18 protein-coding genes are annotated in these 24,808 nt (G+C 66.8%); 9 read left to right on the plus strand and 9 right to left on the minus strand.

Translation table 11 applies throughout. From position 1 onward, the window contains the following. Window positions 1-42: 42 nt before the first annotated feature. From pbpC to clpS, 3 genes are all read right to left on the minus strand, one after another. Complete coding sequence (pbpC, locus tag ASD71_RS09755; protein ID WP_056562627.1) at window positions 43-2,253, minus strand: penicillin-binding protein 1C; 2,211 nt, start codon at window positions 2,251-2,253, stop codon at window positions 43-45. Next, the gene (locus ASD71_RS09760) at window positions 2,250-7,472 is read right to left on the minus strand and encodes an MG2 domain-containing protein (RefSeq protein WP_082578844.1); all 5,223 of its coding nucleotides are present in this window, start codon (window positions 7,470-7,472) and stop codon (window positions 2,250-2,252) included. The genes pbpC and ASD71_RS09760 overlap by 4 nt, the downstream gene beginning before the upstream one ends. 167 nt (window positions 7,473-7,639) lie before the next feature. After that, window positions 7,640-7,954 carry an ATP-dependent Clp protease adapter ClpS gene (gene clpS / locus ASD71_RS09765; protein ID WP_056562630.1) on the minus strand — a complete coding sequence of 105 codons (315 nt, stop codon included), beginning with the start codon at window positions 7,952-7,954 and terminating at the stop codon, window positions 7,640-7,642. A 226-nt stretch (window positions 7,955-8,180) separates the two neighbouring features. On the opposite strand from clpS, the gene ASD71_RS09770 reads away from it, so the two are divergent. Both ASD71_RS09770 and ASD71_RS09775 read left to right on the plus strand, forming a co-directional pair. Then, window positions 8,181-8,426, plus strand: a complete 246-nt coding sequence (locus tag ASD71_RS09770; protein ID WP_006220277.1) for a cold-shock protein — start codon at window positions 8,181-8,183, stop codon at window positions 8,424-8,426. A 93-nt stretch (window positions 8,427-8,519) separates the two neighbouring features. Continuing rightward, complete coding sequence (locus ASD71_RS09775; protein WP_200949374.1) at window positions 8,520-9,065, plus strand: DUF192 domain-containing protein; 546 nt, start codon at window positions 8,520-8,522, stop codon at window positions 9,063-9,065. 105 nt (window positions 9,066-9,170) lie between these two features. On the opposite strand, the gene pcaF is transcribed toward ASD71_RS09775, so the two are convergent. The 6 genes from pcaF to xseA form a co-directional block, all read right to left on the minus strand. Beyond that, on the minus strand, window positions 9,171-10,376 hold the full coding sequence (pcaF, locus tag ASD71_RS09780; protein WP_056562633.1) for a 3-oxoadipyl-CoA thiolase: 1,206 nt from the start codon (window positions 10,374-10,376) through the stop codon (window positions 9,171-9,173). A gap of 166 nt (window positions 10,377-10,542) precedes the next feature. Then, complete coding sequence (locus ASD71_RS09785; RefSeq protein WP_056562637.1) at window positions 10,543-11,937, minus strand: chloride channel protein; 1,395 nt, start codon at window positions 11,935-11,937, stop codon at window positions 10,543-10,545. Between the two features lie 139 nt (window positions 11,938-12,076). Further along, complete coding sequence (locus ASD71_RS09790) at window positions 12,077-13,783, minus strand: methyl-accepting chemotaxis protein (protein WP_056562641.1); 1,707 nt, start codon at window positions 13,781-13,783, stop codon at window positions 12,077-12,079. 276 nt (window positions 13,784-14,059) lie between these two features. After that, window positions 14,060-14,638, minus strand: coding sequence for a superoxide dismutase [Fe] (sodB, locus tag ASD71_RS09795; protein WP_056324270.1), 579 nt, complete (start codon window positions 14,636-14,638; stop codon window positions 14,060-14,062). Window positions 14,639-14,791: 153 nt separating this feature from the next. After that, a complete protein-coding gene (locus tag ASD71_RS09800) occupies window positions 14,792-17,944 on the minus strand; it encodes an ankyrin repeat domain-containing protein (protein WP_235512081.1) in 3,153 nt (1,050 codons plus the stop codon). Window positions 17,945-18,097: 153 nt separating this feature from the next. Further along, window positions 18,098-19,465: an exodeoxyribonuclease VII large subunit gene (gene xseA, locus ASD71_RS09805; RefSeq protein WP_056562643.1), complete on the minus strand. Its 1,368-nt coding sequence runs from the start codon at window positions 19,463-19,465 to the stop codon at window positions 18,098-18,100. Between the two features lie 352 nt (window positions 19,466-19,817). On the opposite strand from xseA, the gene ASD71_RS09810 reads away from it, so the two are divergent. The 7 genes from ASD71_RS09810 to ASD71_RS09840 all read left to right on the plus strand — a co-directional run bounded on the left by ASD71_RS09810 (window position 19,818) and on the right by ASD71_RS09840 (window position 24,715). Continuing rightward, window positions 19,818-20,441: a MotA/TolQ/ExbB proton channel family protein gene (locus tag ASD71_RS09810; RefSeq protein ID WP_056562646.1), complete on the plus strand. Its 624-nt coding sequence runs from the start codon at window positions 19,818-19,820 to the stop codon at window positions 20,439-20,441. Continuing rightward, window positions 20,438-20,851 carry a biopolymer transporter ExbD gene (locus ASD71_RS09815; RefSeq protein WP_056562648.1) on the plus strand — a complete coding sequence of 138 codons (414 nt, stop codon included), beginning with the start codon at window positions 20,438-20,440 and terminating at the stop codon, window positions 20,849-20,851. Before ASD71_RS09810 ends, ASD71_RS09815 begins: the two co-directional genes overlap by 4 nt. Then, window positions 20,848-22,047: a tetraacyldisaccharide 4'-kinase gene (gene lpxK, locus ASD71_RS09820; RefSeq protein ID WP_082578845.1), complete on the plus strand. Its 1,200-nt coding sequence runs from the start codon at window positions 20,848-20,850 to the stop codon at window positions 22,045-22,047. Before ASD71_RS09815 ends, lpxK begins: the two co-directional genes overlap by 4 nt. A 69-nt stretch (window positions 22,048-22,116) precedes the next feature. Further along, a complete protein-coding gene (locus ASD71_RS09825; protein WP_056562652.1) occupies window positions 22,117-22,299 on the plus strand; it encodes a Trm112 family protein in 183 nt (60 codons plus the stop codon). A gap of 10 nt (window positions 22,300-22,309) precedes the next feature. Then, the gene (kdsB, locus tag ASD71_RS09830) at window positions 22,310-23,074 is read left to right on the plus strand and encodes a 3-deoxy-manno-octulosonate cytidylyltransferase (RefSeq protein WP_056562656.1); all 765 of its coding nucleotides are present in this window, start codon (window positions 22,310-22,312) and stop codon (window positions 23,072-23,074) included. Window positions 23,075-23,165: 91 nt separating this feature from the next. Beyond that, window positions 23,166-23,822, plus strand: coding sequence for an adenylate kinase (gene adk / locus ASD71_RS09835; protein WP_056562659.1), 657 nt, complete (start codon window positions 23,166-23,168; stop codon window positions 23,820-23,822). Window positions 23,823-23,956: 134 nt separating this feature from the next. Further along, complete coding sequence (locus ASD71_RS09840) at window positions 23,957-24,715, plus strand: 3-hydroxyacyl-CoA dehydrogenase (protein ID WP_056562661.1); 759 nt, start codon at window positions 23,957-23,959, stop codon at window positions 24,713-24,715. Window positions 24,716-24,808 lie beyond the last annotated feature (93 nt).

Here is a 24,808-nt window from a genome sequence, read left to right on the forward strand (position 1 = left end):
CGCATCGAAGCGGGCTAATACACGATTCATATTCTATGCCGATCATGGCGTAACGCCAGCGATTTCAAAAACCACACTGTCGTGCCGGCCATGTGTATCCATGACGGTTAGCGTATACCGGCCGTCGTGCGCCAGCACCAAATTAAACGGATGACCCGCGGCGCCATGACTTGCGACACGACCATCGAGCATCCACCATACTTCGCCTTCAGCGCCCTGGACATCAACGTCCAGCGCGACTTGCCGCATGCCGGGCACGGGCCGCAGCACCGAGCCGTTGGCCACGCCACCGAGCCGCAGCGGTCCCTGGGTGGCATCGGCATAACCGGCAAACGACGGCGGCGCCGTTTCATTGAGCATCCAGGCCGCGCGCTGCTCGGGACACGTGCCCGAGGGCTCGCTGCCCAGCCTGTAACCCAGGGGCCAGCATGTCACCACCGCCTGCACCGTTTCGGGCCTGACGCGGACTTGCTGGGCGCCTTCGGGCAATGCCGCCACGATATCTTGCAGTAGCGGCGCCGCCACATTCGCCCCGAAAAATCCCGGATTCGGCGTACCGTCGGGCCTGCCGACCCATACGCCGATCGTCCATCTGTCGGTCACACCGATTGCCCAGGCGTCCCGGAAACCGAAACTGGTCCCGGTTTTCCAGGCCAGTTGCCGGCCGGGATTGCCCGACTGGTAAAACGGCCGGTCCGGGTGTCCACCGCCTTCGAGGATGTCCCGGACGATCCAGGCCGCGCCAGGACTCATCATACGGGACTCGACAAGGGGCTGCTCCGGCCTGAGACGGGGCCGCCCCGAGACACCGTCCCGGGCCAACGCGCGATAAGCGCCGACCAGTTCTTCCAATGTGGTGCCACCCCCGCCCAAAATCAAGCTCAGATTTGGCTCGGCGCCCGCGGGCATACGTAACTTCACGCCGCCTGCCAGCATAACCGAGGCAAAACTGACCGGCCCGACCCGGTCCAGCAGGTCCACGGCGGGCACATTCAGCGACCGTTGCAACGCCTGCGCCACACTGATCGGCCCCGCGAAGGCGGCCTGGAAATTGCCGGGCGCATAACCGCCGAACGACATCGGCGCGTCCATCAGCAGACTTTCCGAATGGATCAGTCCCTCGTCCAGCGCCTGGGCATACAGAAACGGCTTGAGCGTCGAGCCCGGCGACCGCACGCCGCGCACCATGTCGACGTGCGAGTACCGCGAATCGTCCGAAAAATCCGCCGATCCGGCATAGGCCTTGATCTCCAGGGAGTCGTTGTCCATGACGAGCACGGCCATCGACACCTTGGGCGGAAGGTTATCGACCCGGTCCAGCAACATTTGTTCCACCGATGCCTGCATGTCGGCGTCCAGCGTCGACGTGACAAGCGGCGGGCGGTCGCCGGCACGGCGCGCGCCGCCCGCCTCCAGCAGCAGGCGCTGGGCCGCCAGCGGCGCCAGCCAGCGCGCTCGCAGCGGCGGCGCAATGACCGTCTCGATCTTGGCGTCGGCGACCTCGGCCGGGGTCCAGCGGCCCAGTTCGGCCATACGGTCAAGCACCTTGTCGCGGGCGGCCTGGGCGGCCTCGGGGTGGCGGTCGGGACGCAGCCGCGACGGCGCCTGCGGCAAGGCAGTGAGCATGGCGGCCTCGGCCGGACCCAGATCGCGGGCCGGCTTGCCCAGCCACAGCCGCGAACCCATTTCCACGCCTTCGACGATGCCGCCCATGGGGGCATGCGTCAGGTACAGGGAAAGGATCTCGTCCTTGCTGTAGTGCATTTCAAGCTGCACGGCGCGCCACGCCTGCCGCAGCTTGGCCGACATCGTGCGCGACGGCTTGCCCGCCAGTTGCGGATCGATCAGCCGCGCCACCTGCATGGTCAGCGTGGATCCGCCGGACACGATGCGGCGGTTGGTGGCCCATTGCCAGCCCGCGCGCGCAAGCGCCACCGGGTTCACCCCGGGGTGCCAGTAAAACCAGCGGTCCTCATAGGTAAGCAGCGTTTCAAGATAGCGGGGCGAGACCTGATCCGGCTGGACCGGGTAGCGCCAGATGCCGTCGCGGCTGGGATAGTTGCGCAGCGGCGTGCCGTCGGCCGCCACGACAACCGCCGCCCCGCCCGAGTCGATGGGGGGCAGCGGATACAGACGGTCGAGCGCGAATAACAACGCGGCCAGCGCTGACAACGCGCTGGCCGCGATGATGCCGCGCCGCCGCCAGCGGCGGGCGCGCGATGCGCCCGCCCCGGAAGCAGCGGCGGCGTTCAAGGACGCTTGGCGCCGCGATCGCGGATTTCGACCGTGCTCCATTGCTCACCCACGCCGCGGATTTCCGGCCGGTACATATCCTCGGCCACCGTCGACGGCACCGCGTAGCGGCCCGGCGTCACGACGCGCACCAGATAGAACACGTCCACCTTGCCACGGCCCAGCGATACCGCCGCGACGTAGCGGTCGTCGCGGAACTCGCGATGCTTGACGTTGGAATCCGACATTGCGTCGGCCACGCGGCGTCCGCCAATCGACCAGTCCTGCATCTCCGGGCTCTGCGACAGATTGAGGTTTTCGACCTCGAAGCCTGCCGGCACGCGGTCAACCAGCAGCCCGTCCGGGATGTTCTGGTTGGCGCTGGCCTGCACCCACACCACCAGCATGTCGCCGGTCTGCAGGGTGCCGCCATCCCACGGACGGCCGTCCGGACGGTACCAGCCGCGCTTGAGCTGGATGATGTCGTTGCGCGGCGCGGGGGTCGCGGTCGGGCTGCCCTGGATGTCGTATTCGACAAACAAGGACTGGCTGCCGGTGTTCTGCAACTGCGTACCCGCCAGATCCGCGGCCGACAGCGAGACCGTCTGGTCGCTCTTGCCGCCGGTCAGCGGCTTGCGCTCGCCGTTGACGGTCAGCACCGCTTCCCATGGCGTGTTCTTGCTGCCGCCCGCGGCACGCGCGGCCAGCAGCAGGGCCATCTGTTCCTGCGTGGACAGGTACGAACGGTTGCCCAGGCGGCTGGAGAGCTGCGTCAGCAGGTTTTCACTGCGCTCATGGCGCAGCTCGTACTGCGAGACCAGCGCGTAGGACAGCGCGTAGTCGCGCACGCTGCTGCCGTAATCGCCCATCCATTCGTCGTAGTAGGCGCTGCTGCGGTTGTTGATGTTGATGCCGTAGGCGCGCGCCATGGCCAGGTCGAGCGCCTGCTTCATGCGCCCTTCATCGCCCATCAGCTTGAAGGCGGCGGCCAGTTGCACCAACGGCAGCGGCGAGCGCGCGCGTTCCTGGTAGTTGTCGAAAAGCTGACGCACGGTCGACAGCGGCGCCTTCTTGTCGCGCGCCAGCACGAGTGCGGCGGTGGCCAGGCCCGCGAAGCGGCGATGGTCTTCGCGCAGCACGTTGGCGTCGCTGCTGTCGATGCGGTTGGCCTCGACGTTGCGGCGCAGGTTGGCCGACCACGTGCCGAATGCGCCCGCGCTCTGCTGCACCTGTTCCAGCAGCCAGGTCCGCGAGCGGTCCAGCGAAGCCTCGGGCACGTCGAAACCACGATCCCGGGCGTCCTGCATGAAGCCCACGGCATAGGCCGTCAGCCACACATCGCGCGAGGACGCGCCGCTCCAGAGGTTGTACGAACCGACCGAGTTGCGCATGCCCGACAGGCGGCCGATGGCGCCCGCGACCTTGGCGGCGCGTTCGGCCTCGGTGCGCGGCTTCAGGCCGAACTGCTTGGCGGCATCCTCATCCAGCATCACCCACGGCATGGTCGCGCTGATGGTCTGCTCGGTGCATCCATAGGGATAGTTGAGCAGGTCCTCGACCAGGCGGTTGACGTTGAACGGCGGTCGGTTGGACACGGTCAGGCTGACGGTCGTCGAGTCCGGGTAGTAGGACGCGACCCAAGAAGCCTGCGCCGATTGCGACTCGCCCGGATTCAGGCGCAGACGCCGGACCTGGCGCTCGGGCGCGTGCGCCGGCTGCACCTGCAGCACGGACTCGCGCACGATGTGCACCGGCTTGGCGCCGCCCTGCCCGTCTACCGTCAGGCGCATCAGACCCAGGCCGTAGGAACCGGTGGTCGTCGCCGTGAAGCGCAACGTCGTGCGCTGCTTGTCTTTCAGCGTGACGGTGCGCACGCCATCAACGATGGCCAGCGGATCCAGGGCCTCGAGCTTGACCGAGATCTTCTGCTCGGCGCCGCTCAGGTTGGTGACGTCCAGCGCGATGGCGGCCTGGTCGCCCGGCGTGATGAAACGCGGGGTGTTCAGTTCCGCCACGATCGGCGCGGCCACGACCATTTCGGCGTCGGTGCTGCCGTAGTTGTCGGGCGTGAACGCCACGGCCATCAGGCGCAACGTGCCGTTGAAGTCGGGCAGGTCCAGCGGGATGTCCGCCTCGCCCTGCGCGTTGAGCGCAACGGGGCCAGAGAACAGATCCACCAGCTTGACCTTCTTGGGCAGGCTCTTGCTGTCGCCGCGCATCGCGGCGTCACCACCCCACTTCAGCTTGCCCTTGGTGCCGTCCATCTTCTCGATGAGCTTGCCGTACATGTCCAGCAATTCGGGCGCGTAGCGGTGCTTGCCGAAGAAGTAATCCAGCGGATCGGGCGTGGCGTACTGGTTGATGTTGAGAATGCCCACGTCGACCGCGGACAGCGTCACCATCGCCTGCTTGCCCTGCGCGCCGTCAACCTTGACGCGCACGGTCGTCTTGGTTTCCGGCACGGCCTTGGGCGCGGCGGTGAGCTTGACGTCCAGCTTGCGGTCGGCGCTGGCGATCGGCAGGAACGCCAGGCCCAGCGCGCGGGCCGGCGTGACGCGGTCACCCTCGCTGCCCGGGCGGAACACTGCCGCAGCCACGTACAGGTCGTGACGCTTCCATTCCTTGTCGACCGGAATCTCGACCTCGGTGCCAGTGGCCTTAACGGCCACCCATTTGGACCACAGCATGCGGTCGCCTTCGACGGTGATGAGCGCCTGCCCATCATGCGGCGGCGTCAGCGTAAGCTTGACGGTGTCGCCCGGCTTGGCGGGCACGCCTTCCAGCTTCATCTGCACGCGGTCGGGACGGTTGCCCATGGCATCGGCGTCCTGCGCGTTCCAACCGGCATAGAAGCGATAGCGCATCGTCTCGCCGGTTTCCGGATCCGTGATTTCCAGACGGTAGCGGCCCCACTTGACCGGGACGGTCAGTTGGGAGCGATCGTTCAGCGCGATCTCGCGCGAGTCGACCAGTTCTTCGGTTTCGGTGTAGCCGCTGTTCCAGCCGCGCTGGTCGTCGAACCGCCAGTAGTACTGGCGCTCTTCGCGGAACAGACGCATCTGCGCCTGGGCGAGCGGTTCGATCTTGCCTTGCGCGTTGGCGCGGATCACTTCAAAACCGGCCGGCGAGTTCTCGCGTGCCACGTCGCTGTCGAACTGCGGACGGACGGCGATCAACTTGTCGGCGGGCCAGACGGTGCGCTCGATGGAGCGGACCACCGGGCGGCCGCCGGATTCCAGCAGGCTGGCCGACACCCGGACCTTCATGGGCGAATGCGTGCCGGCGGCGTTCGGGTTCACGTCGAGCTGCGCGCGGCCCTTGTCGTCCAGCGCGGACTCCGGCAGTTCGCCGAAGCTGCGGCGCGTGTCGTCGGCCACATCGCCAAAGATGAAGCCCGGCCATTGCTGGGCCAGCGCAAAGCGGTCACGCTTGACCTGGAACGTCGCCAAGAGGCGGTTGCCCGCGGCTGGCGCGCCGTACAGGTAGTCGCCCTGCACATCGACGGTCAGTTCCTCGTCGGGGGACAGCACGTCCTGGCCCGAGGTCAGCGCCATCTTCATGCGTTCGGGCAGGAACTCCTCGACCTGAAACTTCCACGAGGCATCCGGGGCGCGCGAGGACGGATCCACGCGCAGTTCCAGCAGCCACGTGCCGGTCTGCGCATCCAGCGGCAGATCGATCGCGCGCTCGACATAGCCGGGCAGATCCTTCTGCGGTTGCCACAGCGCGGTCTGCATTGTGCGGCCATCCGGACGCTTGAGGGTCGCGGTCAGCGGCGACGGCGTCAGCACGCGGCCGTCCAGGTCGCGCGGCAACACCGATACGTGGAACGTTTCGCCGGGGCGGTACAGGTTGCGGCCGGCGTAGACGAACAGATTGTTCGCGCGCGATGCGTGGCCGCCCGTATCGAACTCGGACAGGTCCAGCGCCGGCTCGCCCAGCGCCAGCACGGTCATTTCCTTGTCGCGCGAAGCGCGGATGACGCGGGCATTGGCAAAGCTGCCGTCAAAGCGGACATGGCCCTGCGCATCGGCGGCGGCCTTGGCCAGCGGCTTGCCGGCGCCGTCCACCAGTTCAAACACGGCGCCCGAGATGGCCTGGCCGGACTTCAGCGACACCGAATACGCTTCGATGCGGTCGCTGTAGCGGCGTGCGTGCAGCCCGATGTCGCTGACATAGAAATAGGTGACTTGATATTCGTAGCGGAAACGGCCCGGCTGGCTCATGACCGCAACGTAGATGCCCGGCTCCTGCAGTTCCTTGATGCCCTCGACGGGCAGGAACGTGACATGGCGGCGATTCGGCTTGTCGTCGGTGACGAAACGGCCTTGATAAACGCTGGTCGTCAGCGAATTCAGCCGGTCCAGGTCCCAGTTGCTGACCGAGCCCTTCAGGCTGCGATTGCCGGCATAGCGCCAGTCGTTCTCGTCATAGTTGCCGTCGTCCTCGTCTTCCGAGGCGGCGGGCGTGCGACCCACGCCCAGGACAGCGTCGAAGAGTTCGGGCACGCGGTCGGGGGACACGCGCAGGAACTGCACGTCGACCTCGGGCACGTTGACCGTCGCCACCGGCAGACCGCCGTTCTGGCCAGCCGGCAGCACCACGCCGCGGCTCGCGAAGTAGAACGACGGCGGCATGGCCTGCGTGCTGACTTCGCAATGCGACGCCTCGGTCAGCGCGACCTTGTCGCCCGCGCCCGGCAGGCCCGAACGGACCGTGATGGCATAGGAGCGCTGCGGCTGCACATAGGGGAAGTACACCACGCGCGGGTTGTCGCCGACGACCCAGTTGCCCTTGAGTATCTTGCCCTTGGGCGCGGAATCGCCAGGACGCACCGAGGCCGGCTGCTGGCCCGGCGTGGCGGCCGATTCGCTGTCCTCGTCGGCCTTGCCGGCCGTGGATCCCGTATCGGTCACCTGAAGGAAAGCGTCCAGATTGCTCTTGGCATCCACCGGCTGCGTGAAGGTCACGGCCAGCGACAAGGCATCGTTGTATTGGCGAGGCTGGCAATTGAGCGCTGCGAAGGGATCTGCGGCGCCCACCGTTGCGGTGGCAGGCAGCGTTGGCGCCGCGCTGCTCGGCGCCTGCGCGGCCGTGGCGGTTGCCGTCTGCGCCGCTGGAACCGCTGCCGGACTTGCCGGCTGCTGCCCCTTGCCCATCCACCAGCCCACGCCAATGGCGCCGGCCAACACCGCGACCCCGGCTACGGCCAACCAGGTCTTGTTGAACTTTCCACTCACGGCGAAACCTCCCCGCCCACTAGAACACAACGCTCCTTAGCGGCGGAGCTGCCGACCCGCATGTGCCGCGCGCTTCCCGTTACGCGGCAAAACCGTTCATCCCGGAACCCGGGATGCAACCGGCAGCACAACGCCGCCATTGCTGGCGGCGCTGTATTTTGTCGAAATCAAACTGGTTCCATCACGCACTGCAGCGGGTGCTGACGCGCCCGCGCATATTGTCCGACCTGCGCAATGCGCGTGGCGGCCAGGTCACGCGGGTAAACCCCGCAGACGCCTCGGCCTTCGTGATGCACTTGCAGCATGATCCGCGTCGCCTCTTCCTGATTCTTATTGAAGAATTTCTGCAGCACTTTCACGACGAACTCCATCGGGGTGTAGTCGTCGTTGAGCAGCAGCACCTGGTACATCGGCGGCGGCGCAGTGCGTGCCGGCGCCTTCTCGACGACCAAGTCATGCTGGGAATCCAAGGTAGAACTCATAGGGCGGGTATTCTATTTAAACTGGGGACGGCAACCACTCAACTTACTGAAAATTACACGCAGAAATACGTAGTATCCATACTTGACTAGGTCAAGAAAAGCGGCGCATTATCCACGCATTCTGGGGTTTTCAATTTACCGAAAATCTGCCAGGAAGCCGGAGGGGGGACAGGGGTCTAGACCACAATGCCCTTCTGTCAACATACGATTCAATGAGGCAGGCCGCATGTCTGATACGACCGCAACCGCCGTCCAAGGGGACAATCCCAAATCGACGGGCACCGTCAAATGGTTCAACGATGCAAAGGGGTTTGGCTTCATTACGCCCGACGATGGCGGTGAAGATCTGTTCGCCCACTTCTCGTCCATCCAGATGAATGGTTTTAAAACCCTGAAAGAAGGCCAGAAAGTGGCCTTCGAGATTATCCAGGGGCCTAAAGGTAAACAGGCGCTCAATATTACGGCTGCCTGAGTTACCCTTTAAAGCGCAACGGTTAGGTTGCGCCATTATGCAGGCGGGGCTTTCGGGCCCCGCCTTGTTATTTTCTTATTACTCCGCCGGGCCATGCTGAAGATTGCCGTTTTGTTTCCCATTGTTCACACGCTGTTCAAAACAACGTTTACCAAAGCATCGTCAGCGGGCACCGCGGCCGGCCGCAAGGTGTCGGTGATCGCCGCCGCAGCCCTCGCGATCGCAACCGCCGCCCTGCCCCTGCCCGCCAGCGCACAGCAACAGACTGGCCCGCAGCCGCGACTGCCCACCACGCAACTGTCGGCCGGCATCCATATTATCCGCGCGGAAGTCGCAGACACGGACGCCACGCGGCGCGACGGCCTGATGTTCCGCAGAGAGCTGCCCGGCAACGACGGCATGCTGTTCGTCTTCGACCGCCCGGATGTGCAGTGCTTCTGGATGCGCAATACGCTGCTGCCCCTGTCGATTGCCTTTATCGCCGACGACGGCACGATCGTCAACATTGAAGACATGGCGCCCCAGACCGAAGATCCGCATTGCGCGAAAAAGCCGGTGCGCTACGCGCTGGAAATGGCGCAAGGTTGGTTCGACAAGCACGGCATCGCCGCCGGCAAAAAGCTCGACGGCCTGCCCTGAAGCTTTTCGGCAGACCATCGACGTACTGAATGACAAAGGGAGCCCGAGGGCTCCCTTGTTGTTTGCCTGGCAGCGCCATGTGCCCCGCCGGGCGTTCGACGCGCTTTACACGCGCTCGATGATCAGCGCGATGCCTTGGCCGACGCCGATGCACATCGTGCACAGCGCGTAGCGGCCGCCGGTGCGGTGCAGCTGGTTGATGGCCGTGGTGGCCAGACGCGCGCCGCTGGCGCCCAGCGGGTGGCCCAGGGCGATCGCACCGCCGTTGGGGTTGACGCGCGGGTCGTTGTCGGCGATGCCCAGTTGACGCAGCACGGCCAGACCTTGCGCGGCAAAGGCTTCGTTCAGTTCGATCACGTCCATCTGGTCCAGCGTCAGGCCGGTCTGGGCCAGCACCTTCAGCGTGGCGGGCGCCGGACCGATGCCCATGATGCGCGGCGCGACACCGGCGGTTGCCATGCCGACGACGCGGGCGCGCGGAGTCAGGCCATGGCGGGCAGCGGCTTTTTCGTCGGCCAGCAGCAGCGCGGCGGCGCCGTCGTTCACGCCCGACGCGTTGCCGGCCGTGACGCTGCCGCCTTCGCGGACCACGCCCTTGAGCTTGGCCAGCGACTCCAGCGACGTTTCACGCGGGTGCTCGTCCTTGGAGACGATGATCGGGTCGCCCTTCTTCTGGGCGATCGACACGGGCACGATCTCCGCGTCGAAGAAGCCTTCCTTCTGGGCGCGCGCGGTCTTTTCCTGGCTGGCCAGCGCGAACAGGTCCTGGTCGGCGCGGCTGATGTTGAAATCGTCGGCGACGTTTTCGGCGGTCTCGGGCATCGAGTCCACGCCGTACTGCGCCTTCATCAGCTTGTTGATGAAACGCCAGCCGATGGTGGTGTCATAAATGGCGGCGCTGCGCGAGTAGGCGCTGTCGGCCTTGCCCATCACGAACGGGGCGCGGCTCATGCTTTCCACGCCGCCAGCCAGCATCAGGCCGGCTTCTCCGGCACGGATGGCGCGCGCGGCGGTGCCGATGGCATCCAGACCCGAACCGCACAAACGGTTGACCGTGGCGCCGGGCACTTCGACGGGCAGGCCGGCCAGCAGCGTGGCCATGCGCGCCACGTTGCGGTTGTCTTCGCCCGCCTGGTTGGCGCAACCCATGATGGCGTCGTCGAGTTCTTCCCAGCGCACGCCAGGATTGCGCGCCGCGAGGGCCTTGATGGCTACGGCAGCCAGATCGTCGGGCCGCACGGAAGCCAGCGCACCGCCGTAGCGGCCGAAGGGGGTACGAATCGCATCACAGATAAAGGCATTCACGGTCATGGGAAGCTCGGAGTGAAGTGAAAGAACTCGGGATCCGACGATGTTAACGCAGCGGTTTCGCGCCAAGTTGGTGCGTGGCCAGGATGTCCGCAGCACGGACAGTGTCCAGTGGACGTTCACATTACCCGGCGCGCGCGTGCACGAAACCGGGCGGCCATGCCCGGGATCAGTGCGCTCCGGACTTGGCCGCGCGGCCCGCGTCGACGATGGCCTGACGGCGGAAACGGCCGGCCGCCAGATGGTAGAACGGTTGCGGGCAGAACTGGCGCGACACGCCCGATGCCAGCAATGATCCCACCAGCAGCCAGAAGAGCATCGGCTGGCTGCCCGTCATTTCCATCACCACGACGCTTGCGGTCAGCGGCGCCTGCGTGGCGGCCGCCAGAAAGGCGGCCATCGACAGCAGCACCAGCACGCGCTGGTCGACGCCCTCGCCCGCCAGCTCCCAGATGTGATGACCGATGCCCGCGCCGGTGGTCAGCGCCGGCGTGAAGATGCCGCCGGGAATGCCCGCCCAGTACGACGCCACGGTGGCCGCCAGCTTGGCCAGACCGAAGCCGTCCGGCACCGAGTCCTTGCCGTTCAGGAGGTCGGCCGCCACGGCATAGCCGGTGCCGTACACGCTGCCTGCCGTGCACAGGCCGATCACCGCCAGGGCCAGCCCCATGACAAACGCCGTCCAGATCGGATGCGCGCGGATCCATGCGCGCCACGACTGCGGCGCCGCGCCGATCGGCCCCTTGCCCAGCAGGCGGGCGAAGATGCCGCCCAGCGCACCATTGAGCGCGGCGCAGATGACGATCCACATCACCATGTTCTGCGAGAGCGGCGCGCCGGCGAAGACGCCGAAATAAGGATTGTTGCCTTCCACCGCCACCACCAGGAAGCCGGCCGAAAGCACGCCGATCAGCACCAGCCGCTGCCAGCGCAGCACGGTGCCCCGCCCCAGTTCCTCGATGGCGAAGATCACGCCGGCCAGCGGCGCGTTGAAGGCCGCCGCCAGGCCGCCCGCGGCGCCCGCCGCGATCAGCTCGTTGGCGTGAAAGCCGCGCAACTGCAAGCCGCGGCGCTTCCAGAAATCGCCCCACGCCAGCATCAGGGCCGCGCCCACCTGCACGGAGGGCCCTTCACGGCCGATCGACGCGCCGCACAGCATGCCAAAGAATGCCAGCGGAATCTTCCACAGGCTTTGGGCCAGCGACACGAGGCTGTTCTGGCTGGGGCCCGGCGGCAGCGACAACGCGCCGATAACCTGGGGAATGCCGCTGCCAGAGGCGTTGGGCGCGAAGCGCAGCGTGAGCCAGCGCAGGGCGGCAAGCCCGAACGGCATGACCAGCAGCGCCAGCCAGCCGTTGTAGGCGACCCATTGGCGGTTCCAGGCCAGCGCCTTGTCGGCCAGATAGGTAAAGCCCAGCGACATGAGCGCCACCATCGCCGCGCCACCCAGCAGCAGCCCAAGCTGCACGCTCTTCTTCGACAGACGGTTGATCTGACGCACCTTGCGGCGCGCGACCCGGCGTGTTCGGGCGATGACGCGGCGGACGGGGTCGGGCAGACTCATGGAGGGGGACAGGGCGGCGTGGGAAGTTGCCAACCTTACCATCCCAGCCTGACCCGTAGCCGAAAGATGCAGCGTTCCGCAACCGGAAGTTTGGATGGGAACGGCCGTCAACGGCCGTCCATCGCCGCGCGGCCGGACCTCAGAATGACGACCAGTCGTCCTGCGAAGCGCTCGCCAGCGCAGGCCGCGACTGCGCCGCACGGGCTGCCGGCGCGACGGGCTTGCGCACCGGCGCGCGTTCGGCCGGCATCAGCCGGGCCTGCGGCTGCGCCGCCGACCCGCCGCTTGCATCCACCTTGAAACGGCGCACTTCCTGCGCGAGACGCGTGGCTTGCTCCTGCATGCTGGCTGCGGCGGCCGCGGCTTCTTCGACCAGGGCGGCGTTCTGCTGGGTCACCGTGTCCATCTGCGAGACGGCCTGGTTCACCTGACCGATACCGGTCGATTGCTCTTCCGATGCGCCCGAGATCTCGCGCACCAGCGTCGCGACCTGACGTACGCTGTCGACCACTTCGCGCATCGTGCGTCCGGCCTCGTCGACCTGACGCGTGCCACCTTCGACGCGCGTCACCGACTCGTCGATCAAGGCCTTGATTTCCTTGGCCGCCACCGCGGAACGCTGGGCCAGCGTGCGCACCTCGCCCGCCACGACCGCGAAGCCGCGGCCCTGCTCGCCCGCGCGCGCCGCTTCCACGGCCGCATTGAGCGCCAGGATGTTGGTCTGGAATGCGATGCCGTCGATCACGCCCGTGATGTCGGCGATGCGGCGCGAGCTGTCCGAGATCGCGCTCATGGTCTGCACCACGCCCTCGACAACCTCGCCGCCGCGCACAGCGACGGTCGACGCCTGGCTGACCAGACGGTCGGCCTCGCTGGCATTGTTGGCGTTCTGCTGCACCGTGCTGGTCAGTTCTTCCATCGATGCAGCGGTTTCTTCGAGCGAGGATGCCTGCTCTTCCGTGCGCTGCGACAGGTCGGCGTTGCCCTGCGCAATCTGCGACGACGCCGAGGCGATGTTCTCGCAGCCGTCGCGCACGTCCTTGACGATGCGGGCCAGGCTTTCATTCATGGCCTTGAGCGCGCCCATCAGGTCGCCGGTCTCGTCGCGCGTGACCACACGGATATCGGTGGTCAGGTCGCCCGCGGCCACCTGCCGTGCCGCCGACACAGCCTCGCCCAGCGGACGCACGATGCCGCGCGTCACCAGCCATCCCAACAGCATGCCGATGGCCACGCCCGCGATCGCCAGGGCGATCATGATGGCGCGAACCGTGTTGTAGAGCGCCGTGCCTTCCGCCACCGAGCGCTCGGCGACCTTTTCCTTGCTGATGGCCAGGTTGGTCATCAGGTCATCGAGCTTCTGCGACGAGGCGATGACACGCTTTTCGATATCGGCCACGCGCGGATCGGTCTGGGTCATGGGCTGCGACTTGGCCGCATCGAAGAACGCGGCAGCCTCACGCTTCCACACCTGCTCGGTTTCGCCGAACTGGGCCAACAGGCTTTTGGTCTGTTCTTCGTAGAAGTTCGCGGCAGCCTTCTCGCGCAGCACATCCATGTTCTTGACCGCGTCGTCAAACTGCTTGCGCAGCGCCTGACGCTCCTGGTCGGTGGACGCGCCCAGGTATGCATTGCGCGCGCGTCCTGCGTAGATCAGATTGATGTTGGCTTCCTTCAGATCCGAAATGCCGCGCAGTTCGGTGTCGTAAAGCCTGTCGTTCATGTCATTGATGCGCGCCAGCCCCCACACCCCAAAGGCCCCGATCGCACCGCCTATTACCGCCACCAGCAAAAACGCCCCTGTCAGGCGAGCGCCGATGCGCATCCCCGAAAATAACCGCAACATGCTTCCCTTCCCTGTGATTGCCCCGGCTTTTGCGGTCTTGCCGCAGCCATGTGCTCCGGGGTGCAGCCGCTGACCGTGGGCAACGATAGCGACGTTTCGGTAAGGGCTTACCCTGAAGAAAAGCCAGTTCCCGCGTCAGTTCCGTGTAATGAACGCGACAATCGACAGGGTTTTCGAAACTGACTTTTTCCTGAACAAAAAGAAAACCCCTCGCCGGGGCGAGGGGTTGAATTCAGGGCTGCGGCGCAGAGGCCGCATGCATGCCGGAACCGCCGATCAGGCGAAGTTCTTGGCGGCGAAATCCCAGTTCGCCAGGGCCCAGAAGTTTTCGAGGTACTTGGGACGCGCGTTACGGTAGTCGATGTAGTACGCGTGTTCCCAGACATCACAGGTGAGCAGCGGCTTGTCGGCCGTCGTGAGCGGGGTGGCCGCGTTGCTGGTGTTGACGATGTCGACCGAGCCGTCGGCCTTCTTGACCAGCCAGGTCCAGCCCGAACCGAAGTTGCCGGCAGCCGACTTGTTGAAGGCTTCCTTGAAGGCGTCGAAGCTGCCCCACTTGGCGTTGATGGCGTCAGCCAGCGCGCCCGTCGGTGCGCCGCCGGCCTTGGGAGCCAGGCTGTTCCAGTAGAACGTGTGGTTCCAGACCTGGGCTGCGTTGTTGAAGATGCCGCCCGAGGACTTCTTCACGATGTCTTCCAGCGACAGCGTTTCGAATTCCGTACCCGGGATCAGGTTGTTCAGATTCGTGACGTACGTCTGGTGATGCTTGCCGTAGTGGAACTCCAGCGTTTCCTTGGAGATGTGCGGCGCCAGAGCGTCGAGTTCGTAAGGCAGGGGGGGAAGAGTATGTGCCATGTGATGGTTCCTTCTGTTGAGAGCACGATCAAGCCGGACAATTGTATCGGCAACTCCCGAGGATACCGTGTTAACCCCGCGCTGGCGCGGGGTTAACAGGCACATGCTTATGACCCTGCGTTGTTGCGCCCGCGCGCGGCGGCGCGCATGGCGTCACTTCACGTAACGCAGCTCCCGCCCGCTGCCGGTCTCGACCAGCGCGCCGTCCTTATCCATGACCAGGACCTTGTGCAGCGGCGCGCTGGCCGCGGCGTCGGGCACGTCGACGTCGATGCGCACGGCGCGGGTGGCGGGGTCGATGCGGGCGACATCCACGTCGTGCCAACGTCCGCCCGACGGCACCGGCACGAAGACGGCCAGCGCCTTCAATGCGCCCGCCGCGATGGGAACGGAAACGCCGTCCGCCCCTTCAGATTGGCGTGGCCCGCCGCCGTAATCCTGATCGGCTGAAGACATCGCCACGTCGATGCTGACCGGACGGCCACGGTGATAGACGCGCACCGTCAGCATGCCGGGCTCGGCCGGCCTGTTGCCGGCGCTTGTATCGGTGCGTGTATCGGCGCGCACGTTCGCAATGGCGGAGTACGGCCGCAGCGGCGGCGTGTCCAGGAAGACCTGCTTGCCATCGGTGCGCCAGGCCCCGCGCGCATTGATGTCGACCGCGCCATAGCTCAGGAAATATTCGAAGTTGCCGTCTTCCAGAAGCAGCAATTCGCTGCCCACTTCCCGCACGCCACGCAGGTAGTAGTGCCCCGGCACGCGCAGCGCTTCGGATGACTTGCTGGCGGCCTTGGCGCCCACGCGCCGGCCTTGCGCGGGCGGCGGCGCGCAGTCCGCCTGCAGCGTGATGCCCGCATCCTGCAGGACGCGGGCGAAGGCCGGATCGGATTGGCAGGCAAGCGCCGTGCGGAACGACTGGCCCGACGGCGCCACCGCCGCGTCGAAGCGCGCGTGGTGCTGAGCCAGCAGGGACAACATGGCGGGTTGGCCGGTTTCAAGTGCGATCCACGCAGGACCGCGGCCCGCGCCGTCGTCGGCGTCAGGGCTTGCGCCGGCATTGAGCAACGCTTGGGCGAGGTCCCGGCGGCCCAGCCGGATGGCCACGTTCAGCGGCGTATCGCCATCGGCCAAAGGCGCATCCAGATCGGTGCCCGACTCCTTCAACTGGCCCAACACCTGCACCACCGTGTCATGCCGCGCGGTGATCAATTGCCGGCTCTGCAGCAGCATCGACACGATGCGCTCGGGCAAGGGGCGCCCATCGCGCGCGCATGACGATGGCTGGCCGGTGAAGCCGGCCGCATGCAATGCCGCAAAGTAGCCAGGCTTGTCGATCAGCACGAACTCCCCGTTGTCTGGCATGCACGCTTGCGCAACCGGCTGGCGGTTCGCCGCGCTCACGCGGCGCACCGTTTCCATGTCGCCGGACACCACGGCCGCGTTGAGCAGCGCGTACGGTTTGGGCGCGACCGGCAGCCGCGGGTCGTCCAACCGCGCACCGGCGCGCAGCAGCCGATCCAGCATGGCGGTGTCCTGACGGCCGATCAGCCAATACAAGGCGCTTTCGCCGTCCGGCGCGATGGCGGCGGGGTCGGCGCCCTTGGCCAGCAATGCATCGACGACCGCGACCTGGCCGGACGTTGCCGCCAACAGCAGCGGCGGCGTGCCGCGCGGATCGTCCATGGCCATCGGCAAGCCGTCACCGCCGGTTGTTTGCGCTGACGGACCCACGGACGGATTCACCGGCACGCCCGCGTCGATCAGCATCATGGCCATCGCCGTATCGCGGCTTTCGAGAGCCTGGCGAATGGCGCTTGCGTCCAGCGTCTTCATGTCGAATCCCGCGTCCGCGAACATGCGCAGCACCGCCGCGCCCTGCCCGCCCGGCTGCCGCAACAGTTGCGCGATGGGCGAGTCGGCAGGGTTCTGCAGCGCCGCGCGCAGGGCGTCGGGTTTCATCGCGGCCAGCAGGGTGCGCAACAGCGTTGTGTCTCCGGCCCGCACCGCAACCTCCAGCGCTGACCGGCGGTCGTACCCTTCGCGCCGCAAGCCCGGATCGGCGCCCCCGGCCAGCAGCGCCTTGGCGGAGTCGGACTGGCCGGCTTCGACGGCATCGGCCAAGGGTGTGTTTCCATGCGGCTCGGCGGGATCGCCGTCAACCGGCGCGCCCAAGGCCAGCAGGCGCTGCACTGTCTGCGTGTCGCCGCGCTGGGCGGCCAGATTCATGATGGGACGGTTGTTCATCTGAGGCTTGGCGAAGATCAGGCCGCCCGAGCCCACTTGCGGGCCGCGTTGCGCGAAGGGCATGCCCGCGCGCAGCAGTTGTTCGGCGATTGCGGGATGCCCGCCTTCGACCGCCGCTTGCGCCGCATCCAGCCAAACGTCGCGATGCCCGGTTTCGCCGTACGCCGTGGCCGGGATCGTGCGCGGCCCCTGGTCCATCAGGTACGACACCGCCTGCGCATCGCCCTCGTAGGCGGCGAACGCCAGGGCGGTCAGTTCCTCTTCATAGGCGGGCTGGCTGCCGGTCGCGGCCAGCGCTCGCAGGGCTTGCCCGCCTTCCGTCAATTCCACCAGAGGCAGCCAGGACCGGAAGTCCGCCGCAGGCCGCGCTTTGCCCTGTCCGTCCTTGAAAACACTCGTCGCGGTCTTGTCGGCCGCATCGAGCGCCGCATACGGGCGGCTGGCGCCGGCGCCGAACAAGGCCACCACCATGCGCGTCAGGTTCTTGCGATCGACAAGGCGCGGCAGGTACGTCATGCGCACCGCGAATTCGAAATCGCGGTTCAGCAGGAATTCCAGCGGCGTGTCGTTGGCGTCGCCACGCTGATCGGGGTTGGCGCCCGCGGCCAGCAACGTTTCCATTATCTCGGGCGTGCCATACAGCAGCGCCAGGTGAAGCGGCGGCCGGCGCGAGTCGTACGTAATGTCGTTCAGTCCCGGCTTGGTGGCCAGCAGCGCGGCCAGCATGCGCGCGCGGACCGGCAGGTTGGCCTCGTGGGCCTTACGCAGCCGCGCCGCGTCTTCCGGCGTCATATCCCAATACACGTACTGCGATCGCAGGCTGCGAGTCGGCATCAGCACGGCGTGCAGCAAGGGGACGCCGTCCAGAGCGTAATCGCCGGGCCGCGCCACCTGCGCCAACGCGGCCAGGAATGCCGCCTCATCGTTGCGGCTTACCGCTGCGAACAGCGCCTCGGTCTGCGGGGTGTCGGCTTTCTTGTATTCGCGGTACGGCGACGCGCAGTTGCAATCGGCGGCTGCGGATGCCGCCGGGGAAACGGCTGCGTTTTCCGCATGGGCCACGGAGCCAACTCCAGATGCCCATATCGCCGCGGCCAGACCGGTGGCCGCCCATTTCAGATTTCTGTCGTGGAACATCCTGCCGCCATGGTTTGGGTGGAAAGGATTTGCGGCGACCGAGCCGCACGCCGCCCCAGTCGGGGGCTCGCGGAAAAATCAGCTTGGGTCGCGCGTGGTACGGGTGGTTTGCACCTGAACCTGCGCGCCGCCCTGCGCGAAGCTCAGGTCCAGCGGCTGGCCCGCCGATAGCGCGGCCGCGTCACGAACAATGCGGCCCTCCGCGTCGCGGGCGATCGCGTAGCCGCGCGCCAGCGTGTTGCCGGGATCCAGGGCGCGTAGCTGCGCCGAGGCGGCGGCAAGCCGATTGCGCCGCTGCACCAGCAGGCGGGCATGGGCCTGCCCCAATTGGCGTACGGCGCCAGCCAGACGTTCGGCTGCCCGGCCGGTATCCGGCACGCGATGGCTGAGGCGCTGCGCCAGCAGATTGACGCGCGCGGCGCGCCGGCCTTGCGGCGCCGACCAGGCCGAGGCCAGGCGGTATTGCAGGCTGTTCAGTCGTTCGCGCTGGTGTTGCAGGCGTTGCGCCGGGGACACCAACTGCGCGGTGGCGCGATCCAGGCGCTGCGCCGCCCGCTCCAGCCGGCGCTGCTGGCCGCGCACCATGGTTTGCAGGGACTGCATGACGCGGCCAAGCAGTTCGGCGCGCGGCGCGCACGCCAGTTCAGCCGCAGCGGTGGGCGTGGGCGCGCGCAGGTCCGACACAAAGTCCACGATGGTGAAGTCGGTTTCGTGGCCGACGCCGCTGATGACGGGAATCTCGCTGACCGCCACCTGGCGCGCCAGGTCTTCGTCGTTGAAGCTCCAGAGGTCTTCGATGCTGCCGCCGCCCCGTACCAGCAGCAGCGTATCGACTTCGGCCCGCTCGTTGGCCAGACGCAACTGCGCGGCCAGCTTGTTGGCGGCGTCCGCCCCCTGAACCGGGGCCGGATAAATGATGACCGGCACCTGCGGCGCGCGCCGGGCCAACGCCGACAGCACGTCGCGCAGCGCCGCCGCGTGCAGCGAGGTGATCACGCCGATTGCGCGGGGCAGAGGGACAGGCTCACGTTTGCGGGCCGGATCGAACAAGCCTTCGGAGGCCAGTTGCTCTTTAAGCCGCAGAAAGGCCTCGTACAGATTCCCTAATCCTGCCCGCCGCATGGCGTCAGCCTGGAGCTGATAGTCGCCCCGCGGTTCGTACAGGGAAACGCGGGCCCGGATCTCGACCTGGTCGCCCGCTCGGGGGACAAAGCCCACCGCGCTGGCGCGGCTGCGGAACATGACGGCCCGCACGGAGGCCCGGCTGTCCTTGAGCGTGAAGTACCAATGCCCGGACGCGGCTTGCGTGAAGTTGGAAATCTCGCCGCGAACCCACAGCGCCGGGATGCTGCGCTCCAACAACTGCCCCACTGCTTGGTTTAGCTGGGCAACTGTAAGGATTTCCCGCGCAAATGCGTTGTTTGTGACTGGGAGCTCAATTGTCATGGGGCTTTCCGATGCGAACCTGTCCACAGGGCAGGCGTAGCGGGGCGCAATGATACCGCGTCCGCAGAAATTTGCACGAACTGCCCAGAACGCCAGCAAATTCGGTGCAAGCCATTGATTTCAATGAATTTTTATAGGACACAGCAGTGCGCGCAATTGAAGCAAACAAGCGCAAGCCCCGTGCCCATAAGCCTTCTGGCTGAGTTCTACACAGAATTATCCACAGATTCTGTGGATAATTTGGGGATCCCCCTGCCTTGCCACATGCGCGCCGCACCGTTACAGTTTCGGCTTATTCAGATGCCACTGCGCGCCGCTTGCGGCGCCTTCGGCTCCTCAGGAGTTGACCGCTTTGCTTTCCATTCTGCGCGAGGCCGGCTGGCCTATCTGGCCCCTGCTGGCGACATCCGTGCTGGGCTTGGCGCTGATCTTCGAGCGCTTCCTGTCCCTGCGCCGGAACCTGGTGATGCCGCGCGGCCTGAACGACCAGGTCGCCGAGATGCTGCGCAACCACCAGGACACGGCGGAATCGATCCACCGACTGGAACGCAATTCCCCGCTGGGCCGCGTGCTGGCTGAAGTGATGCGTCACCGCCACTTGCCGCGCGAAGAACTGCGCAACGTGGTCGAAGACACCGGCCGCGCCGTTGCGCATGACCTCGGCCGCTACATCTCCGCCATCGGCACCATCGCCGTCGTCGCCCCGTTGATGGGCCTGTTCGGCACCGTTGTCGGCATGATCGAAATCTTCGGCTCCTACACCCCCGGCGGCGGCGACCCCGCCCAACTGGCGCGCGGCATCTCGATCGCGCTTTACAACACCGGTTTCGGCATTCTGATCGCCATTCCCGCCATGATCGCGCACCGCTATCTGCGCGGTCGCGTGGACGGTTACCTCAACGCCATGGAACAGGCCGCTTCGCGCCTGATCCGCGCGCTCTCGCCCGCGCGCGCCTCCCGCGAGGCCCGTCCATGAATTTCCGCGGTTCCCGGGGCGACCGCGATGAGCTGGACATCAACCTGATCCCGCTCATCGACGTCCTGCTGGTCATCCTCATCTTCCTGGCGGCCACCACGTCGTTCACCCGCTTCACGCAGTTGAAGGTGACGTTGCCGCAGGCGTCGTCCGAACAGGACACGCCGCCCGCGCTGGAAGTCGCGGTCAGCCAGGATGGCCGCTACGCCTTGAACGGCACCCTGATCGACGTGTCCACCCCGCCCGAAATCGCCGAGGCCTTGCGCCAAGCCGCAGCCGGCAAGACCGAGCCGCTCATCATCATCAATGCCGACGCCCAGGCCACCCATCAGTCCGTGATCAACATCATGGAAGCCGCGCGCCTTGCGGGCATCGGCCGCGTCAATTTCGCCGCCCAGACCAACCGTTGAAAACCCGACGCGCATCACTGCTGGCCCGCCAATGGCAGCGCGGCGGCTGGCTGTCCACCGCCCTGCGCCCGCTGTCCGCGCTGACCGCCTGGGCGGTCGAGCGCAAGCGCGCGCGCTATGCCAGCGGCGCCAAGGTGTCCTACCGGCCGCCCGTGCCCGTGGTCGTGATCGGCAACATCTACGTGGGCGGCACGGGCAAGACGCCCATGGTGATCGCCACCGTCGAAAACCTGCGGGCCCGGGGCTACACGCCGGGTGTGGTCAGCCGAGGCTACGGTGTGAAGGTCGGCCCGCATCCGCGTGTGGGGCTGGGCGACCTGGAAGCCGCCCGCTTTGGCGACGAACCGGCGCTGATCGCCCGCGCCACCGGCGCGCCCGTGTGCATCCACCCCAAGCGCGCGCGCGCCGCCCAAGTCTTGCTGCAGGCCCATCCGCGGGTGGACGTCATCGTCTCGGACGACGGCCTGCAACACCTGGCCCTGGCGCGTGACATCGAAATCGTGGTGCAGGACCAGCGCGGCGTGGGCAACCGGCGCCTGCTGCCCGCTGGCCCGCTGCGCGAGCCCGCCAGCCGGCTGGCCGACGTGGACGCCGTGGTCACCAATATCGGCACGCCGGGCAATTCTCTTGCGGTGTCTGACACCCTTGAGGCACGTTCGCGGCATGACGGACGGCTGCTTGCGGTGTCTGACACCCTTGAGGAACCGTCACAGCCTGACGGCCGGCTCCCGAGGGTGTCAGACACCGCAAGCAGCCGTCCCCGCCAGGTCCAGATGTGGCTTGAACCCGGCCTGGCGCGCCATATCGGGGGACACGCCACACAGCCGCTATCGGCCTTTGCCGGCCAGCCCCGCATCGCGGCGGCGGCCGGCATCGGCAATCCGGAGCGTTTTTTCGCCACCCTGCGGGCAGCCGGCATCACGCTGTCCGCGACGCTTCCCCTGCCAGATCACCACGACTACGCCACGTCACCCTTCCAGGCGCTGGACGCCGACGTCATCCTGGTGACCGCCAAGGACGCCATCAAATGCGGCGCCTTGAACGATCCCCGGCTGTGGGAAGTGCCGGTGCAGGCCGCGTTCTCCGACCCGGAGCTCTTTGACTGGCTGGCCGACGCGCTGCGCGCTTGCAAAGAGCGCCCGGTCAGTGGCCAGAACGGCGGCGGCAAAAACCGGGGCCGCAACCCGGCCGCGTAACGGGCGGCTTGCTGCAACCCCGACGCGCCGCGCGCTGTCAGGCGGCAAAACTGTTTTAGAATCCCGGTCATGGAATCCCGCCTTCTCGACATCCTCGTTTGCCCCTTGTGCAAGGGCCGCCTCGAACACGACCGGCAGCAGGCCGAACTGGTCTGCCGTGCGGACCGGCTGGCCTTCCCGCTGCGCGACGGTATTCCGGTCATGCTGGAATCCGAAGCCCGCGCGCTGGACGACGCCGCCGCCTCCCGCTGAACGCCGCATCGTGAGCTTCATCGCCATCATCCCGGCGCGCACCGCCTCGACCCGGTTGCCCGACAAGCCGCTTGCCGACATCGCCGGCAAGCCCATGGTCGTGCGCACCGCCGATCGCGCCGCGCTGTCGCGCGCCTCGCAGATTTTCATCGCCACCGATGACCTGCGCGTGCAGCAGGCTGCGCAGGCGCACGGCCTGCGCGCCCTGATGACCCGCGGCGACCATCCCACCGGCACCGACCGGCTGGCCGAAGCGGTCGAGCAGCTTGGCCTGCCCGACGACGCGATCGTCGTGAACGTGCAGGGCGACGAGCCCCTGATCGAACCCGAACTCATCGACGCGGTGGCGGCCAAGCTGCAGGCCTATCCGCAGGCCGACATAGCCACCTGTGCATGCCCCCTGGCGGATGCCGAGGCCCTGTTCAATCCCAACGTCGTCAAGCTGGTCTGCGCCGCCGACGACCGCGCGCTGTATTTTTCGCGCGCCCCCATCCCCTGGGCCCGGGACGCGCTGGGCGGCGGCGAACGCGTGCTGGCGCAGGGCCTGCCCGCCTGGCATCACATCGGCCTGTACGCCTACCGCGCGTCGTTCCTGCGCCGCTTTCCGACGCTGCCGCAAGGCGCGCTGGAACGCTTTGAATCGCTGGAGCAACTACGGGCCATGGAACACGGCCACGTCATCGTCGTCCATCGGGCCTCGACGCCTCCTGCGGGCGGGGTAGATACCCCGGCCGATCTTGATCGCGTCCGCTTGATCTACAGCAATCAGATATAAGGGTTATTTCGCATGGCGCAGCCCCGCATTGGCTGCTGCGTTGCGGCATAATCCCCCGGATCACAAAAAATAAACCCCTTCAGGAGCACTCATGCGTCTCATCTTGCTCGGACCCCCCGGCGCCGGCAAAGGCACCCAGGCCGCGTTTCTAACGCAGCACTTCGGCATTCCCCAGATCTCCACCGGCGACATGCTGCGCGCCGCGGTGAAAGCGGGCACCCCGCTGGGTATTGAAGCCAAGAAGGTCATGGACGCCGGCGGCCTGGTTTCCGACGAGATCATCATCGGCCTGGTGCAAGACCGCCTGACGCAGCCCGACTGCGCCAACGGCTACCTGTTCGACGGCTTTCCCCGCACTATCCCGCAGGCCGACGCGCTCAAGAGCGCCGGCGTCAAGCTGGACTACGTCGTGGAAATCGCCGTCCCCGAAGAAGACATCATCGAACGCATGAGCGGACGCCGCGTGCACCAGCCCAGCGGCCGCAGCTACCACGTGCGCTTTAACCCGCCCAAGACCGAAGGCAAGGACGACGTCACCGGCGAAGAGCTGGTCCAGCGTGACGACGACCGCGAGGAAACCGTGCGCCACCGCCTATCGGTATACCGCGAGCAAACGCGTCCGCTGGTCGATTACTACTCCGCCTGGGCGCAGCAAGATTCCGCCGCTGCCCCGAAATACCGCAAGATCTCGGGCGTGGGCGCCGTCGACGAAATCAAGTCGCGCCTGTTCGAAGCCGTTCAAAGCTGATCGGCGCCTCGATGGCCCAAAGGCCTTCGGCGCCGGCCGGACGCAGCGCGTCCCGGCCCTGGCCCGAAGGCCTTGTTGCATCCGGCGCCCGGCGCGCCGCCTTCCTTCCCTTGAACTGATCTGGTGGTACACACATGGAAATCGCGAACAAGGTATTCATCGTTACCGGCGGCGCATCCGGCCTGGGCGCCGGCACCGCCCGCATGCTGGTTGAACATGGCGCCAAGGTCGTCATTGCCGACCTGCAGGACGAGCCGGGCGAAGCGCTCGCCAAGGAACTCGGCCAGCGCTACGTGCACTGCGACGTCACGCAGGAAGCCGACGGCAAGAAGGTCGTGGCCGCCGCGCTGGAACTGGGCGCGCTGTTTGGCCTGGTCAACTGTGCGGGCGTCGCCCCCGCCGCCAAGATCGTCGGCAAGAACGGCGCACACCCGCTGGAGCTCTTTCAGAAGGTCGTGTCGATCAACCTGATCGGCAGCTTCAACATGATGCGCCTGGCCGCCGAGGCCATGAGCGCCAACACGCCCGAGCCCACCGGCGAACGCGGCGTGATGATCAACACGGCGTCCGTCGCCGCCTTTGACGGCCAGATCGGCCAGGCGGCCTATGCCGCTTCCAAGGCGGGCGTGGCGGGCATGACGCTGCCGATCGCGCGCGACCTGTCCAAGACCGGCATCCGCTGCATGACCATCGCGCCGGGCATCTTCGGCACCCCGATGATCTTCGGCATGCCGCAGGAAGTGCAGGACTCGCTGGCCGCCAGCATCCCCTTCCCCGCGCGCCTGGGCCGCCCGGAAGACTACGCCAAACTGGTCCACAGCATCATCACCAACGACATGCTGAACGGCGAAACGATCCGCCTGGACGGCGCCATCCGCATGCCGCCAAAATAATGCCCCCACGCTTCACCCGCTGCGCGGGTTCTCTGCCCCCCGAGGGGGCGCTTTTCCCCTTGGGGCGGCCCGGCGGGGAAAGTATGCCCCCAC

The sequence above is a fragment of the Achromobacter sp. Root565 genome, from assembly GCF_001427425.1.
GTDB classification, from domain to species: Bacteria; Pseudomonadota; Gammaproteobacteria; order Burkholderiales; family Burkholderiaceae_B; genus Achromobacter; species Achromobacter spanius_D.